The following is a 16,897-nucleotide window of genomic DNA, read 5'->3' as shown; positions in this document are numbered from 1 at the left end:
TATGATCAAAACATTATTGATTGCGAACCGTGGTGAAATTGCCTGTCGTATTATTGCCACAGCAAAGAAAATGGGAATTCGCACCGTAGCGGTATTCTCCGATGCCGACCGCAACTCACGCCACGTTAAATTGGCGGATCAGGCTGTACACATTGGTCCTGCAGCAAGCACTGACAGTTATCTGCGTGCCGATAAAATTATCGCCGCCGCTAAGCAAACCGGTGCTGAAGCCATTCACCCGGGTTATGGCTTTCTCTCAGAGAACGAAGACTTCGCTGACCAATGTCAGCTGAACAACATCATTTTTGTGGGACCGCCGGTATCGTCTATTGCCGCTATGGGCTCTAAGAGCGCGGCTAAATCCATTATGCAGGACGCCGGTGTACCTCTGGTTCCGGGTTACCACGGCAGCGAACAGGATATTGAAACGCTAAAAGCCGAAGCTGAAAAAGTTGGCTTCCCACTACTACTAAAAGCGGCGTACGGCGGCGGTGGTAAAGGCATGCGTGTGGTAGAAAACTTGGGCGAATTCGATGACGCCCTGAATTCCGCCAAACGCGAAGCTAAGTCCTCTTTCGGCAACGATAAAATGCTGATGGAGCGTTTTATTCGTAACCCTCGCCACGTAGAAATTCAGGTGTTTACCGATGAGCACGGTAACGCTGTTTACCTGGCGGAACGCGACTGTTCAGTGCAGCGCCGTCACCAAAAGGTGCTTGAAGAAGCGCCCGCTCCGGCACTTACCGAGAAAACACGTACTGAAATGGGTGAGGCCGCCATTCGCGCCGCGCAGGCAATAGATTACGTTGGCGCCGGTACGGTTGAATTCTTGTTCGATCAGAGTGGCGAGTTCTATTTCATGGAAATGAACACCCGCTTACAGGTTGAGCATCCGGTTACCGAAATGATCACCGGACAGGACTTGGTCGAATGGCAGTTACTGGTTGCTTCCGGTCAGCCGCTTCCTCTGGCGCAGAATGACATTCAGGTAAACGGTCACGCGTTTGAGGCACGTATTTATGCCGAAGACCCGGACAACGATTTCTTACCCTGCACAGGCACCATTAAGCATTTACGTACGCCTGCAGAAGAAAACGGTATTCGCATTGACACCGGTATTGAAGAAGGTGACGAAATTTCTGCTTTCTATGACCCAATGATCGCCAAACTGATTGTCTGGGACACCGACCGTACCCGCGCCCTGCTGCGTCTACAAAAAGCTTTGCGTGAATATCGTTTAACCGGGTTAACGACTAACGTCGACTTTTTGCATCGTTTGGCTTCGCATCCTGAGTTTGTGAAAACTAACCTGACAACCGAATTTATCCAGCAACATCAGGAAGAGCTGCTGCCCGATAGCTCGGTAAATTACCAGCAAATTGCGACTGAAGCGGCTTTGTTTGATATTTGTCAGCGCCAACAGCAACGTGGCAGTTCACCATGGCAAAGTGGTAACGCGTTTAGAATGAACTCAGCGGCGACACATACGGTTCCACTGCAGTTTGGCGAAGAAACCTACCCTATTTCACTAATAGAAACCGCTAACGAAGAGTTCCTTCAGATCGTTGATGAAGAAAGCATACAATGGCAGGCGTCTTTAACCGACGACAAACTCACGCTGACTGCCGGTAGTATGCGCTATCATCGCTATGTTAGTGCCGACGACCAACAAATTACGGTATTCACCGATAACGGCCCTATGACTTTCCATCGACACCGTGTGGCTGATACTCTGTCGGACGAAGTGGCTCACGGTGGTCACGTTGCACCAATGAACGGTACTATCATGGAAGTGCTGGTTGAAAAAGGTGACACAGTCAAGAAAGATCAGCCGCTTGTCATTATGGAAGCCATGAAAATGGAGTACACCATTAAAGCTGGCCATGAAGGTGAAGTCACCGACGTCTTTTTCGCCGCAGGAGATTTAGTCAGTGACGGCGATGAACTGCTTACAGTGAGCGAAGACGAATAATAAGACATTATTAGAAGTAATCAGGAGTGACTATGGCTATTGCAGAACAGATAAAAATCGTCGAAGTTGGTCCTCGTGACGGCTTGCAAAATGAAACTGCTGTTTCTGTTGATGCAAAAGTTGCCTTAATTGAAGCGCTGGCAGAAGCCGGCGTTTCTTATATTGAAAGTGCCAGCTTTGTTAGCCCCAAATGGGTGCCGCAAATGGCCGACAGCACTGCCGTTATGGAGCAGATTAAACGTCGCCCGGGAGTTACTTACGCCGGTTTAACGCCAAATTTGAAGGGCTTTGAAGCGGCAGTAGCAGCCAGCATGGACGAGGTAGCGGTATTCGGTGCAGCGTCGGAAGCTTTTGCCCAAAAGAACATTAACTGCAGTATCGACGAGTCGCTGGAGCGTTTTAAGCCAGTGATTGCCGCAGCTAAAGAAAAAGGCATTCCTGTCAGAGGCTATGTTTCCTGCGTTTTGGGTTGCCCGTATCAGGGTGATGTTCCGGTAGAAAATGTAGTTAAAGTTGCAGAAGCTTTATACCACATGGGCTGTTATGAAGTATCGCTGGGTGACACCATAGGCGTCGGTACACCGTTAAAAGCTCAGGAAATGCTTGCTGCGGTAGCGGAAAAAGTCCCCATGGACAAACTGGCTCTGCATTTTCACAATACCTACGGACAAGCTTTGGCCAATATCATAGCCTGCCTGCCACTAGGTGTTGCCACCATTGACTCGGCCGTAGCTGGCCTGGGTGGTTGCCCATACGCTAAAGGCGCCAGTGGCAATGTTGCCACCGAAGACGTGGTTTACATGTTAAATGGTATGGGCATTAAAACCGGTATTGACCTGAACAAGTTAATCACGGCCGGAGCCGATATTTGTCAGCATTTAGCGCATGGCCCCCGCTCTCAGGTCGCAGTAGCAGAATTGGCAAAAGCTTAATTAGCAAAATAAGGGGATTAAAATGACTTCAGAAGCTTTATGGCAACCGTCAGCAGATACCATTGCTAATGCCCGCATGACAGACTTCCTACAACAAGTGAATAAAGATAAAAACGTAGCGCTGGCCAATTATCACGACCTTTATCAGTGGTCCGTCGACAACGACGAAAGTTTCTGGTCTATGGTATGGGATTACTTTGATGTTATTGGTGAAAAAGGCTTTACGGTAGTCACCGATAAAGAAAAAATGCCCGGAGCTCAATGGTTTCCTGAAGCCAGCCTGAATTTTGCCGAAAACCTGCTGCGTCATAAAGACGACCATATTGCTTTAATTTTTCGCGGTGAGAATGGCACACGCCAGCAGTTAACTTATGCAGAACTCAACCACGAAGTTGCCGCTTTTGCCGAAGGTTTACGCCAACGCGGAGTTGAAGCCGGTGACCGTGTTGCCGCCATGATGCCTAACTGCATAGAAACCATAATTGGTATGCTGGCAACCACCAGTATCGGCGCTATCTGGTCGTCTTGCTCGCCGGACTTTGGCGTTCAGGGCGTGCTTGACCGTTTCGGTCAAATAGAACCTAAAGTTCTGATTACTGTTGATGGTTATTTTTATAACGGCAAAAACCTCAACATAAAGAGCAAAACCGCCGATATCATTAGACAAATTCCCAGCATTGAAGCCACGGTGTTGGTTAATTTCAGCGAACAAAAAGATCGCATAAAAGGCGACAAAATATTTTCATGGAGTGATTTTGGCGACGCTGAAAAGACCCAGATAGATTTCGCTCCACGCAACTTTAATGACCCGCTCTATATTATGTTTTCATCAGGTACTACGGGCGTACCTAAGTGCATTGTTCATGGTACGGGTGGTACCTTATTGCAGCACTTAAAAGAGCACGGTCTGCATACCGATTTAGATCGTGACGACAATCTGTTTTACTTCACCACCTGCGGCTGGATGATGTGGAACTGGCTGGTCAGTGGTCTGGCTGTGGGCGCAACCCTAACCTTATTCGACGGTTCACCTTTTGCACCTAAACCTGAGTTTTTATGGGATGTGGCTGACGAAGAAGGCATTACCGTATTTGGTACCAGCGCCAAATATTTAGCAGCGCTTGAAAAAGAAGGCGTTAAACCGGGAGAAAGCCATAACCTGGAAAAGCTGCGCAGCATCTTAACCACTGGGTCGGTACTACCACCAGAAAGCTTTGACTACGTTTACCGCGACATTAAAAAAGACCTGTGTCTGTCCTCAATATCAGGCGGTACGGACATTGTCTCCTGCTTTGCCCTTGGCTGCCCTATTCTGCCGGTTTACCGGGGCGAATTACAATGTCGGGGCCTTGGTTTAGCCGTTAACGTTTATGACGAGAACGGAAAGCCGGTTAAAGGCGAAAAAGGCGAACTGGTTTGTGAAAACTCATTCCCCTGCATGCCCGTAAGCTTCTGGAACGACGAGAATGGCGAACGCTACTTCAACGCGTATTTCGATAGATTTAAAAATACCTGGGCACATGGTGACTTTGCTGAGCTCACCGAGAACAACGGCGTTATTATTTACGGCCGTTCCGATGCCGTTCTTAACCCGGGCGGCGTACGTATTGGCACCGCTGAAATTTACCGTCAGGTAGAAAAGGTTGATGAAGTGCTGGAGAGTATTGCTGTCGGTCAGCAATACCAAGATGACGAGCGCGTCGTTCTCTTTGTAAAACTCAGAGACGGCATAGAACTTAATAACGAACTTCGCCAAACCATTGCGAAAACTATTCGTGCTAACGCGACTCCACGGCACGTACCTGCTGTAATTTTGCAGGTTGACGACATACCCCGTACTATAAGCGGTAAGATAGTCGAATTAGCGGTACGTAATGTGGTTCACGGCGAGCCCGTGAAAAACACGGATGCTCTGGCAAACCCAGAAGCACTGGATTACTTCCGTGATAGAGAGGAGTTGCGTTAATCCATGATGTTCCTGCACGGATCACGGCAGGCTGTTATAGCAGCCATTGTTGGTTTGGTCATTACTGTTACCGCTTTTAGCTATTTGCGTTATCAGGAAAATCAAGTTGTCCACGATGCCCTGGAAGCGGAAACTTATAACTTGCAACGCGACATTCGGCAAAGCCTGGTCTCCCATTTATTTGTCGCTGAATTGCTAGCGCGCGAGTGGGAACGCAGTGATCTTTCGATAGAGGAACGCTGGAAGGAAAATGCTGACATCGTTACTTTGTACTATCAAAATGTACAAGGCATCACCTGGCTCAATGACCAGCTGGATATTGAGCTTATCTATCCTCAGAACGAACAGCCCGAGCTACTGGGAACGCCTTTCGCTAAAACTCCATTGCTGGAAAAACTGAAGGCTTCTGAAGGAAACCGTCACGCAATGATGGGAGCCGCCGGAAATTTGGGACGTATTAGCAGCGACATAGCTATTTTTGTCCGTGTAGAGCAAGAACAAACCCACGGCTTTCTGGGTTTTGTGATAAGCCTGCAAAGCCTTTTTAATAATGTGGTACGCAGCAACATCAGTGAAGGCTTCCAACTCAGTGTTCGCAGTAACAACGATATACTGTATCAATTTGCCGGCGATACCTCATTACGCGAAGAGTGGTCACATTTGCATTCACTACAATTGGTAGGAAATAGCTGGGAGCTCTCAGTCTGGCCAACCGCTGGTCACCTGGAGCAACTCCGTGGTGGCATTTCAGTAGCTGCGTTAATCGCCGGTTTACTCGTAACCGGTATGCTGACTTTTGTCCTTTATATTTTAGGCCAGAGCCGCTTTAAAGCGCAGCAACTGGCCGATTCCAATATTGAACTTTATAGTGAAATTGATGAACGCGAGCGCATTGAAAAGCAAATGGCTTACCTTGCCGAGCATGATTCTCTTACCGGCCTTGTAAACCGAAACGCCTTAAAACGTATTTTGGGTGAGTGGCTGGAAACCGAGTCGCCGCATAAAAAAGCCGCTTTATTATTTATCGATTTGGATCGGTTTAAAGAGGTCAATGATGCGCTGGGCCATACTGTTGGTGACGAGTTGCTACGCCGGGTTGCGCGACGCATTACAAAATTAGCGCCTAAAGGTAGCGTTCTGGCACGAGCCGGCGGTGATGAGTTTTTACTGGCAATAGCAAAACCTGATAGTCGTGAAAGTGTTATCAAACTGTCGGAACAACTGCTTCAGGCGCTCGACACGCATTTTTTCGTGGACGTCTATGAGCTCTTTATTAGTGCCTCTATTGGGGTCACTTTCGCGGATGATGCCGATTTTAACGCTGAATACTTTATTCGTAACGCCGACACTGCGCTTTATCAGGCAAAAGAACATGGCCGCAATACCTATAAAGTTTATGATAAAGCCATTCATCGTGACTTGACCAAAAAACTGGAACTGGTTAAACGGCTGCGCCACGCCGTTTCTAAGCAGCAACTAACGGTTTATTACCAACCTAAAGTTGAACTCGGTAGCCGCCGTATCAGTGGCTTAGAGGCTCTGGTTCGCTGGGTTGACGACGACGGCAGTATCATTCCTCCGGATGAGTTTATTCCACTGGCTGAAGACACCGGTCTCATTATTCCAATATCGGAATACGTGATGGAAGAAGCCTTTCTACAATTAAAGCAATGGCACGAACTTGGCTTCGAAGAATTGAGCATTGCCATCAATATATCAGGAAAGCAGCTACACTTAGCTGATTTAGTCGATGACATTATGGAACGGGTGAACGAAGCCCAGATACCGCCAAACAAAGTAGAGCTAGAGCTAACTGAGCAAGTGTTTATTGAAAACATTCAATCCCATACCCGTTTTATGCATTCGGTGCGTGAACAAGGAATGTCGCTGGCTATAGACGACTTTGGTGTGGGCTATTCATCACTGTCATATTTGAAAAACTTTCCGGTTACTTCGTTAAAAATAGATCGCTCTTTTGTCAGGGATTTACCACTCAACGAAGACGACGCAACCATTACCCAGGCCATTATTAGTCTGGCACGTAATTTAAATTTGCAATTGGTTGCCGAAGGTATTGAAACCGAAGAACAAGTGGAATTTTTATTACAACGTGAATGCAGTACCGGACAAGGCTTTCTTTTCAGTAGACCCGTTCCGGCACGGCAAATCACTGAACTATTACAGCAGTATAAAGGGCTTATCCCTATCCAGATAGCCTGAATATAGTGGAGGTTAACGTGGAACGCGAAAGCATGGAATTTGACGTCGTTATAGTTGGTGCAGGCCCGTCAGGGCTGGCTACCGCTTGTCGACTCGGACAACTCGCACAGGAAAATGAGCAAGAGCTCATGATATGCGTGGTTGAAAAAGGTGCTGATATTGGCGCTCATATCTTATCCGGCGCGGTGTTTGAACCACGAGCCCTGAACGAGCTTTTTCCAGACTGGAAAGAGCGCGGCGCTCCGCTCAATACCGAAGTTACCGGCGATGATGTTTTATTGCTAAAAGACGAAAATAACCACAGTCGCCTGCCAGACTTTAGTGTCCCTAAAACCTTCCATAATAAAGGCAATTACATTGCCAGTATGGGTAACCTGTGCCGTTGGATGGCAGAACAGGCCGAACAACTGGGCATTGAAATATTCCCGGGCTTTGCGGCTTCTGAAATTCTGTATAACGACGATGGCAGCGTTGCTGGCATTCAAACCGGTGACATGGGCGTTGCTAAAGACGGCAGCGAAAAAGACGGTTATATGCCGGGAATGGAGCTGCGTGCTAAATACACTTTATTCGCAGAAGGTTGTCGCGGTCATTTAGGCAAAGAGCTGATTAGCAAGTTTGAACTGGATAAAGACAGCACCCCGCAACATTATGGTTTAGGCTTTAAAGAAATTTGGGATGTACCGGAAGACATGCACGAGCCCGGCAAAGTGGTTCACACCGCCGGCTGGCCGCTAACCGACAGTGACGCCACTGGCGGCGGTTATCTTTATCATGCCGAAGACGGACAAGTGTACTTAGGCCTTATTGTGGATCTTAACTACGCTAACCCTTACCTGAATCCATTTCAGGAGTTTCAGCGGTTCAAAACTCACCCGGCTATTAAGCAAGTCATAGAAAATGGTAAACGGGTGTCCTACGGCGCGCGTGCTATTGCTAAAGGTGGCTATTATTCGTTACCTAAGATGACCTTCCCCGGCGGTTTGCTGGTTGGCTGTAACGCAGGCACCTTGAACTTTGCCAAAATTAAAGGAAACCATACCGCAATGAAGTCGGGTATGGTGGCTGCTGAATGTGTATTTGAACAGCTGAAAAATGGTAAAGCCAACGACGACATTACCAGCTACAAAGAGGCGTTTGAAAAGTCCTGGGTATTTGATGAATTGTATCGTTCACGCAATTTCGGTGGTGCTGTGCATAAATTGGGCACAATACTTGGCGGCGCTTATAATATGGTCGATCAAAATTGGTTTGGTGGTAAATTACCCTTTAAATTTAAAGAGTGGACACCAGATTATAAAGCGACAGGTAAAGCCGAAAACTATACGGCAATCGACTATCCAAAAGCTGATAATAAACTGACATTTGATCGTCTGTCATCGGTATTTTTATCCAATACCAATCACGCAGAAGATCAACCCTGCCATTTAAAGCTCAGTGACGCTAATATTCCATTAGAGGTCAATTTGCCGAAATATGCAGAACCGGCGCAGCGCTATTGCCCTGCCGGGGTTTATGAAGTGGTTGAAGAAGACGGCAAACAAGTTTTTCAAATTAATGCGCAAAACTGCATACATTGTAAAACTTGTGATATTAAAGACCCCAGTCAAAATATTACCTGGGTCGTACCTGAAGGTGGAGGCGGACCTACCTACCCTAATATGTAAACACTTCGTAAAGTTAATAACAAAAAACACCAAAGCATGTTAAATGTTTTGGTGTTTTTCGTTTTAGGAACTGAAAATTATAAGTTTATCGACTTATTAAGTCGTAAATGCACTTTTAAACGGGTCATATAACAAGAAGTAAAAAGAGAGCAGTATTGATAGTAATTATAAGTAATTGTTAATAAGTAACGCTAGACAGTGGTTTTAATCCTCTTTCTCTATTTCTATGTACTTATTCAATAAAAAGAAGTTTCAACTTAAACTGTAATAACAGCTATAATGAGACAAACCAATATTTAAGCAATCAAATAAGGTAAGCAAAAAATGAGTGAATTTATTAACATTCTTCGTCACGAACGCCGTTTAAAAGCAGCATTAAAAGAACTGGATTTAAATGAACTAGAAAGTGTTAAAGCTAAATTTGATTCAGTAATTTCTCAGCGTCGTGAAGAAGAAGCTGAAAAGCAACGTCAGAACGAAGCGAAGCAGAAAAAAATTAAAGAATTTAAAAGTGCCATGGCTGATGCCGGCATTGAGTTGTCCGATATATTGGAGCAAGAGCTGGGTGGAGAGCCTATAGCTAAAACTACTCGTAAAAAACGAGCACCTAAGCCTCCTAAATACGAATACAATGACGAAAACGGCGAGAAACAAACCTGGACCGGTCAGGGGCGCATGCCAAAAGCCATGAAAACGGCAATTGATAATGGCAAATCACTAGAAGCTTTTTTAATTAAATAGCGTATATAAAGCGTGATCGGTGCTAATAGAGAGTATTGATTACGCTTTTTGTTGAACAATAGGCTCAGCTTGATTAGGCTATAGAAAATTCAAACTGGCAAGGATCGACATTGCGCTATCGTTTCATAGCATTCGTATTAACGCCATTATTCGGCCTTTCTGCCTGTAGCATCTTACCTCAGATGTCAGGGGGCTCTCATCAGATCGACTCAGGTGATATTAAAATTTATCGTGGTGATGAAAAGCCGTCGCGCGCATACGAGTTAATAAGTATTGTAAATGGTGAAAGCTGCCAGCGACAGTTTAAAGGCGCAGAAGCCTCAGCTAACAGCGCAGTTCAGGCCCTGCAGGAAGACGCTGCCCGGTTTAAAGCTCATGCCGTTATCGGTACTCAGTGCTTCTCTTTTAAACCAGAAGCCGACTCCATCTGTTACAGTGAAGTCAGCTGCGTAGGCCGTGCTATTCAGTGGCGTGACTAATGACCTTGTTTCAATGTCACGTCTCCAACGCCAACTTCAACCTGAACTCTGACAGAGCCATTCCCCTGATAACGTGACTCAGATGTCACAATCATTCTGTCTTCCTGAGTATTTCCGAAGTTCTTCAAGCTGGTATCACCGACTCCTACTGAAGCTTCTACGTGCTTGTAGTCGCCCTTCGCCAGATTCAAAGATACATCACCAACACCTAAATCAACTTTTAAGTCGTTAAATGGTACCTCACCTTCAATCTGCCCAACACCCAGGTCTATCTCCAGCAACCGGCTACGCGGCACGGATACAATCCAGTGTTGTGACATATCGTCATCGGGCGTAGCAGAAATCTCCAGACGATTCCCGTCTCGCTCACCTTTTATAATCACTTTGTCGAGCTCACCACCACTGACAAACCAGCCGTCATCATCTGACTCTACACGAAGCTCAATTCCGACCGTATCACCCTCTGTTACATTTAGCTCAACCGTTCCCACCGTTGCGTCTAAATGAATTTCTGTGTCGTCGCTAACGATGTAACTGCTACTTAACGTGCGTTCACTTTCAGCAGAAAACGCGGCTGTACTTACCGTAACCAAACCAATAAAGCCTAAAGTTAAAGGCCAAATTTTGTGTTTCATCATTTTTCTTTTCCTATTGTTATTAAAACGATTCATGGCAAACCCTAAAGCACTAAAAGTTGCTTATGCCTAGCTTTTGCAACGCCTGTGCCAAAAATAAAAGTCATTTAAAATCATGGGGTTAATTTACCTTTAATTTTATAGGTTAGTGAATTCGCAAACTATGTGGTCAAATTGGCTACCACAATTCTGGGTATTCACTAACGGAGGCAGAATGAAAAGCCAGCAGCAATTAACACCCATAGCTATCATTCGTACGCCTTTTCCCGAAAAGTTTAGCGTTCCCCGGCAACCCGGCCTAACGCCCTCTGCATTGGCTAAGGTTGAGTTAGTCGGAAGTTACCAGCATGCACAAGCCATAGAGGGAATAGAGCAGTTCTCTCATCTTTGGCTAACCTTCGAGTTTCATCAGCACAGTTCGTGGCAGGAGCGCGTTCGCCCGCCGCGGCTTGGCGGTAATGAACAACTGGGCGTCTTTGCCACACGCTCACCCTTCCGGCCGAATCAATTAGGCTTATCTGTGGTTGAGTTAGTTGCAGTAGAAACCGAACCTAAAGTGGTGTTGACGGTTCGCGGAGCGGACTTAGTGGATAACACCCCTATTGTTGATATAAAGCCTTATATTCCCTACGTAGACGCCATTAGTGACGCTCGTGCGGGATTTGCTCAGCAGAAACCGGAAGAAAGCTTAAAGGTGAAATTTTTGGAGGCTGCGGAATCGACTCTTATCAGAGAGTCAGAGCGCACTCCTGAGCTTAAAGTACTGATTACTGAGGTACTCAGACAGGACCCCAGACCGGCTTACCACAAGTCACAGGAAAACCAGAGAAATTACGGCACAGCGCTTTTGAACTACAATATTCGCTGGTATGTACAACAAAACACCGTTTTTGTTGAAGAAATCTCACTAAAACAGCTGTAAAAGGCTTTTGGGCTGAGTCAGACACTGCTAAACTTCGCTCTAATTTTTGACCACTATAACTTGCAGAGATGCCGGACTATGCGCAGCAGCAAATATTTATTATCAACGCTTAAAGAGACACCTTCTGATGCTGAGATCGTGAGTCATCAGCTGATGTTGCGGGCAGGTATGATCCGTAAAGTCGCCGCTGGGTTGTATACCTGGACGCCAACCGGTTTGCGTGTACTGCGCAAAGTTGAAAATGTTGTGCGCGAAGAAATGGAAGCCATTAACGCATTGGAAATTTTAATGCCTATGGTACAACCCGCCGATCTTTGGCAGGAGTCAGGACGCTGGGACGACTACGGCCCGGAATTACTGCGTATAAAAGATCGCAACCAACGTGACTTTTTACTGGGACCAACCCACGAAGAAATTATCAGCCAACTGGTACGTAAGGAAGTGAGCAGCTACAAACAACTGCCATTAACCTTGTTCCAAATCCAGACCAAATTCCGTGATGAAATACGCCCTCGTTTTGGCGTGATGCGTGCGCGCGAATTTCTGATGAAGGACGCCTACTCTTTCCATTTGACCGACGAATCTCTGCAGAAAACATACGACGATATGTATCAGGCCTACTGCCGTATTTTCGAACGTCTTGGTTTAGATTATCGTCCGGTTATAGCCGATACAGGCTCTATTGGCGGAAGCCACTCGCACGAGTTTCATGTGCTGGCAAGCTCCGGTGAGGACGCCATCGCGTTTTCTGACTCTTCAGATTACGCCGCGAACGTGGAAATGGCAGAAGCTCTGGCTCCTGCTGGTGAGCGCCCTGCTCCTAATCAAAAAGTAGAAAAGCATGAAGTACAAGGCGACGAACTCGCTGCTGTATTACAGCCTTTGTCTGTAGAAAGCCAGCAAGCAACCAAGTCTTTTATTGTTAAAGCAGCGGACGACATTGATTCTGAATACGTTCAGCTAGTTCTTCGCGCTGACCATGAACTGAACACAGTAAAAGCCGAGAAACTGGCTCAGGTTGCGGCTCCGCTGGAAATACTGACTGAAACCGAGAAAGCCACTGGCGTAGAAGCACCTTACATTGGTGTCGTGAACGCGAAATTGCCTCTGTTAGTTGACAGCAGTGCAGCGCACCTTGCCGATTTTGCCTGTGGTGCAAATGAGAACGACCAATGGCTAACCGGCGTTAATTGGAAACGTGACACGGGTGATTTCAGCGTTGTCGATATTCGCAACGTCGTTGCCGGTGACCCGAGTCCTTGTGGTCAGGGCAAAGTCAAGATTGCTCGCGGTATTGAAGTGGGCCATATTTTCCAGCTGGGAAAAAAATACAGCGACGCTATGAAAGTTGGTGTGTTGTCTGAAAGCGGCAAACACGAAACTTTAACCATGGGCTGCTATGGCATAGGTGTTTCGCGCATAGTCGCTGCTGCCATAGAGCAAAATAACGACGAACGCGGTATTTGCTGGCCGGAAGCTTTAGCGCCTTTCCAGGTTGTTATTGTGCCAATGAATATGCACAAGTCAGCACGGGTACAGGAAGCCGCTGAGAAGCTTTATACCGACTTAAAGGCTCAAGGTATTGATGTGCTGTTTGATGACCGTAAGGAACGCCCCGGGGTGATGTTTACCGACATGGAGCTCATAGGTATTCCTCATCAGGTTGTGGTTGGTGAGCGTAACCTTGATGAAAACCAGGTTGAGTACCAAAGCCGTAAAGGCGGAGAGAAGCAGAAAATCAATTTAGATGACTGCATTAGCTTCATACAGCAACAACTCTAACTGACGTTATTAATAAAAATGGCCTGATAGTTTTCGCTATCAGGCCATTTTTTTGCCTTAATTTTTTTAACGAGAGAGTCTTAAGACTCCTGACCCGCTAAAGGCTCAATGTAGTGTAAGTGCATATCCCACGGAAAGTGGATCCAGGTATCCTGGGCTAAGTCGGCAACAAAATCGTCGACCATTTCCATACCACTGGGTTTTGCGTAAACCGTCACAAACTTAGCTTTCGGTAAGCGTTCCCGCAAAAACTTAAGCGTATTGCCGGTATCCACTAAGTCATCAACGACCAGAAAACCTTCGCCGTCTTCCGTTGCCGTTACGTCTTTCATTACCTGCAAGTCGTCACGCTGTTCTGTGTGGTCATATGAGCTAACAGCAACACAGTCGACAACACGAATATTAAGCTCGCGCGACACAATTGCCGCCGGAACCAAACCACCACGGCTAACCGCAATAATACCTTTATATTGCTCCGCCGGTAATTGCCGACGCGCTAGTTCACGCGTTGCGCGGTGCAACTCTTCCCATGATACAAAAAACTCGCGGTTTGAATGCCATCCCATAATTTCGTTACCCTAACCAAATAAATTTAGCGACAAAAAGTGCGCCCAAGAAAACGACGCTTGGTGTTAAATCCTGATAGCGTCCGCCCAGTAATTTCACCACAACGTAACTAATAAACCCTAATGCAATGCCGTCGGCTATCGAAAATGTCAGTGGTGTCATCAATAAAACTACTGTTACCGGGGCGGCCTCAGTAATGTCGTCCCACTCTACGTCTTTCAGCGTAAACAGCATTAACACCGCAACATAAATAATTGCACCTGCGGTTGCGTAGGCAGGGATCATACCAGCCAACGGCGCAAAGAACATTGCCAATAAGAATAAAATGCCAACAACCACCGCGGCAAGCCCCGTTTTACCACCTGATGCCACTCCTGCGGCTGACTCGATATAACTGGTGGTGGTTGAGGTACCCAGCATGGACCCGGCAACGGTTGCAGTGCTGTCTGCCATTAATGCTTTATTCAAGCGCGGCATTTCGCCATTGGCTTTTGCCAGCCCCGCTTTTTGCGCCACCGCCAGTAAAGTGCCGGACGTATCAAACAAATCCACAAACAAGAAAGCAAAAATAACCGACAGCATGCCAATATCAAAAGCCGCCGCTAAATCCATTTGCATAAAGGTTGGCAGCAAGCTCGGTGGTGCAGACACAATACCATTATATTCAACCAGCCCGGTTGCCCAGGCAATAACCGTTACCAGCAAAATACTGATTAAAGCCGCACCCTGTATTTGCCGTGCGACTAACCCAATAATGAGAAAGAAGCCTGCTGCGGCGAGCAGTACTGAAGGCTCAGACAAAGAACCTAGAGTTACCATGGTGTCGTCGTTTGCCACAATAATATTCGCATTCTGCAAACCAATTAATGCCAGAAAAGCCCCAATACCTGCGGCAATAGCCAAACGCAATGTGGTTGGAATGGACTTTATTATCCACTCACGCACACGCAAAGCCGACAGCAAGAAAAATAAACAACCGGAAAAGAACACCGCTCCAAGGGCCGTCTGCCAGGTGTAGCCCATGCTAAAAACAACGGTGTAGGTAAAAAAAGCGTTTAGCCCCATACCCGGAGCCAGTGCCACCGGATAATTTGCCCACAGCCCCATTACCAGACAGCCAATAGCCGCAGCCAGACAGGTAGCGACAAATACGGCGCCGTAATCCATACCGGTTTCACTTAAAATGGACGGATTAACAAAGATAATATAAGCCATAGTCAGAAAGGTTGTGAGCCCGCCAATAACCTCAGACTTAACCGAACTACCACTAGCTTTAATTGAAAACAGCTTTTCCAGCATGAGGAACCTTGAAAGTTTAGCGTTGTGGTTAAAGGGCAGGTATTTTATCCTAACCGCCACAGAATTTGTTGCTCACTTTTTATTTTTTAACAGGACACAGAATTTATCATGCCAACCGTTTACTTTGTTGATGCCGATGGTAACCAATTTGAAGCTACTGTCGATGCAGGAACCAACGTCATGGAAGCCGCTGTCGAAAATTTTATTGACGGCATTATTGGCGAATGTGGCGGCGTTATGTCGTGCGCAACTTGCCATTGTTACATACCGCCAGAATGGCAAAGCAAGATTCCTGCCCCATCGGAGCAGGAAGAAGACATGATAGATATGGTTTTAGAGCCGCAGGACAATAGCCGCTTAAGCTGTCAGATAGAAGTAACTGACGAATTAGACGGATTAGTTGTACACATGCCAAAAACTCAGTTCTAAGTAAGCCTGAAATTAATATACGGCTGCCACCGGCATAAGAACTTCGTCGTGGTAGCCGGTAATAACCCGAATGGTGCCTGAGAGTTCTCGGTCTAGTTCCGAATCGCCGGTATCGACTCGTAGTGGTTTGTTATTCAGTGCCTGCAACTTAGTTTTAGTGGCAACCACCCAAATGTTCTCTTTACCAATATGCCGAATAACCCGTGGACTTAATTGCTGATTTCCACGACCAAATAAATGCCCCTGCCCGCCAATTAAGGTTATAACCAATTTAATGCTTCCAGTTTCGCGCTGACCCACTTCTTCGTATAAACGGTTTTCTGTTACGTCGCTGGCTAACAGGTTATTCTGTTGGACTAAGTCGACACCGAGCAAAGTATTCTCGTGCCCCATGGACTGCATAATAGCTTCTACTGTAGAGCCAGACCCCATGACTAAAAGTTCGTCGTCAATGCGCTCTGTGACTTCAGCAGCAATATCATCCAGTACCATCTCGTCGCTTTCTTTGCCGCCCATTTTTACCGCCTGAACGTATTCAAGTTCGGCCGGTACCGACATTTCACCAAAACGCCGTGCTTTTACTGTGCCTTTTCTGAAAGCATCTTCATCAATATCCATTACATCGGCATTATGAATGCTGGATAACTCGCCCTGCAGGATCTTTTCAATAACCCGCCCGGCACCGGTTGGACTAATAGCATAAACACCCGAATGAATTTTAACGCCAGCCGGTATACCCAGAACTAACTGTTGTTCGGGAACCACCTGATAAATATCGCGCGCAGTGCCGTCTCCGCCGGCGAATAAAAGAATATCGATGTTATGAGTCACAATTTCAGACACCGCTTTTTTAGTGTCTTCTGGTGAGGATGGAGTCTCAGCAGCTTTGTAGACCGAATCAAATGAAAAGCCCAGGGCTTTTAGGCTATCAGCGCCCATTTCATTGTCGGCAGTAACAAAATGAAGTTGTTGTTTGTATGGCTGCAAAAGTTCTAATGCGGTTTCAGCTCTTTTAGCGGCCTTTTTCTCAGCCCCGGCCGCTAATGCTTTTTCCCGAATATCGGCGCCATCGCTTCCCTTTAAAGCTAAAGCGCCACCAATACCCGCGTACGGGTTAATAATAAAACCAACGGTTAATCTACTACTTATTTCCATTACTACTCGTCATCAGCCTCATCTTCTATCGCTTCACCGGCATTTTGCAAGTCGCGGCCAGCGCCTTCTATTGTTTCACAAGCGCTTAACCCTAGTATTGCAACGGTTACTAACAATGCTCTTAAAAACAT

General features: G+C 46.5%; 15 protein-coding genes. 10 read left to right on the top strand and 5 right to left on the bottom strand.

The window, feature by feature from the left end; genetic code table 11:
- Position 1: 1 nt before the first annotated feature.
- The 7 genes from ACN0TF_RS01625 to rcsF all read left to right on the top strand — a co-directional run bounded on the left by ACN0TF_RS01625 (position 2) and on the right by rcsF (position 9,977).
- The gene (locus ACN0TF_RS01625) at positions 2-1,972 is read left to right on the top strand and encodes an acetyl/propionyl/methylcrotonyl-CoA carboxylase subunit alpha (RefSeq protein WP_417440490.1); all 1,971 of its coding nucleotides are present in this window, start codon (positions 2-4) and stop codon (positions 1,970-1,972) included.
- A 32-nt stretch (positions 1,973-2,004) separates the two neighbouring features.
- Positions 2,005-2,904 (top strand): hydroxymethylglutaryl-CoA lyase, encoded by a 900-nt coding sequence (locus ACN0TF_RS01620; RefSeq protein WP_417440489.1) that lies wholly within the window; start codon positions 2,005-2,007, stop codon positions 2,902-2,904.
- Positions 2,905-2,926: 22 nt separating this feature from the next.
- Positions 2,927-4,870, top strand: a complete 1,944-nt coding sequence (locus ACN0TF_RS01615) for an acetoacetate--CoA ligase (protein ID WP_417440488.1) — start codon at positions 2,927-2,929, stop codon at positions 4,868-4,870.
- 3 nt (positions 4,871-4,873) lie between these two features.
- A complete protein-coding gene (locus tag ACN0TF_RS01610) occupies positions 4,874-7,090 on the top strand; it encodes a putative bifunctional diguanylate cyclase/phosphodiesterase (RefSeq protein ID WP_417440487.1) in 2,217 nt (738 codons plus the stop codon).
- A gap of 17 nt (positions 7,091-7,107) precedes the next feature.
- Complete coding sequence (locus ACN0TF_RS01605; protein ID WP_417440486.1) at positions 7,108-8,757, top strand: electron transfer flavoprotein-ubiquinone oxidoreductase; 1,650 nt, start codon at positions 7,108-7,110, stop codon at positions 8,755-8,757.
- Positions 8,758-9,081: 324 nt separating this feature from the next.
- Positions 9,082-9,498, top strand: coding sequence for an H-NS family nucleoid-associated regulatory protein (locus tag ACN0TF_RS01600; RefSeq protein WP_417440485.1), 417 nt, complete (start codon positions 9,082-9,084; stop codon positions 9,496-9,498).
- 110 nt (positions 9,499-9,608) lie between these two features.
- On the top strand, positions 9,609-9,977 hold the full coding sequence (gene rcsF, locus ACN0TF_RS01595) for an Rcs stress response system protein RcsF (RefSeq protein WP_417440484.1): 369 nt from the start codon (positions 9,609-9,611) through the stop codon (positions 9,975-9,977).
- Here rcsF and ACN0TF_RS01590 read toward each other — a convergent pair.
- Complete coding sequence (locus ACN0TF_RS01590; RefSeq protein ID WP_417440483.1) at positions 9,974-10,615, bottom strand: hypothetical protein; 642 nt, start codon at positions 10,613-10,615, stop codon at positions 9,974-9,976. The two genes, rcsF and ACN0TF_RS01590, sit on opposite strands and share 4 nt — an antisense overlap.
- A 211-nt stretch (positions 10,616-10,826) precedes the next feature.
- Between ACN0TF_RS01590 and tsaA the strand changes: the two genes are divergently transcribed.
- Complete coding sequence (gene tsaA / locus ACN0TF_RS01585; protein WP_417440482.1) at positions 10,827-11,534, top strand: tRNA (N6-threonylcarbamoyladenosine(37)-N6)-methyltransferase TrmO; 708 nt, start codon at positions 10,827-10,829, stop codon at positions 11,532-11,534.
- A 78-nt stretch (positions 11,535-11,612) separates the two neighbouring features.
- Positions 11,613-13,316, top strand: a complete 1,704-nt coding sequence (locus ACN0TF_RS01580; RefSeq protein ID WP_417440481.1) for a proline--tRNA ligase — start codon at positions 11,613-11,615, stop codon at positions 13,314-13,316.
- 80 nt (positions 13,317-13,396) lie between these two features.
- Here the strand turns inward: ACN0TF_RS01580 and gpt are convergent, their stop codons facing one another.
- Entirely contained in the window at positions 13,397-13,882 is a 486-nt protein-coding gene (gene gpt / locus ACN0TF_RS01575; protein WP_034820335.1) for a xanthine phosphoribosyltransferase, read from the bottom strand.
- Positions 13,883-13,889: 7 nt separating this feature from the next.
- The gene (locus ACN0TF_RS01570) at positions 13,890-15,182 is read right to left on the bottom strand and encodes an NCS2 family permease (protein ID WP_034820332.1); all 1,293 of its coding nucleotides are present in this window, start codon (positions 15,180-15,182) and stop codon (positions 13,890-13,892) included.
- A 108-nt stretch (positions 15,183-15,290) separates the two neighbouring features.
- Here ACN0TF_RS01570 and ACN0TF_RS01565 point away from each other — a divergent pair, with 108 nt between their 5' ends.
- On the top strand, positions 15,291-15,611 hold the full coding sequence (locus ACN0TF_RS01565; protein ID WP_417440480.1) for a 2Fe-2S iron-sulfur cluster-binding protein: 321 nt from the start codon (positions 15,291-15,293) through the stop codon (positions 15,609-15,611).
- 12 nt (positions 15,612-15,623) lie between these two features.
- Here the strand turns inward: ACN0TF_RS01565 and ACN0TF_RS01560 are convergent, their stop codons facing one another.
- Positions 15,624-16,766: an ATP-NAD kinase family protein gene (locus ACN0TF_RS01560; RefSeq protein WP_417440479.1), complete on the bottom strand. Its 1,143-nt coding sequence runs from the start codon at positions 16,764-16,766 to the stop codon at positions 15,624-15,626.
- 2 nt (positions 16,767-16,768) lie between these two features.
- On the bottom strand, positions 16,769-16,897 hold the full coding sequence (locus tag ACN0TF_RS01555; protein ID WP_110012565.1) for an entericidin A/B family lipoprotein: 129 nt from the start codon (positions 16,895-16,897) through the stop codon (positions 16,769-16,771).

The organism is Idiomarina sp. (genome assembly GCF_048265525.1).
In the GTDB taxonomy this organism is placed as follows: domain Bacteria; phylum Pseudomonadota; class Gammaproteobacteria; order Enterobacterales; family Alteromonadaceae; genus Idiomarina.
This window is presented reverse-complemented; position numbering and strand designations above follow the sequence as displayed.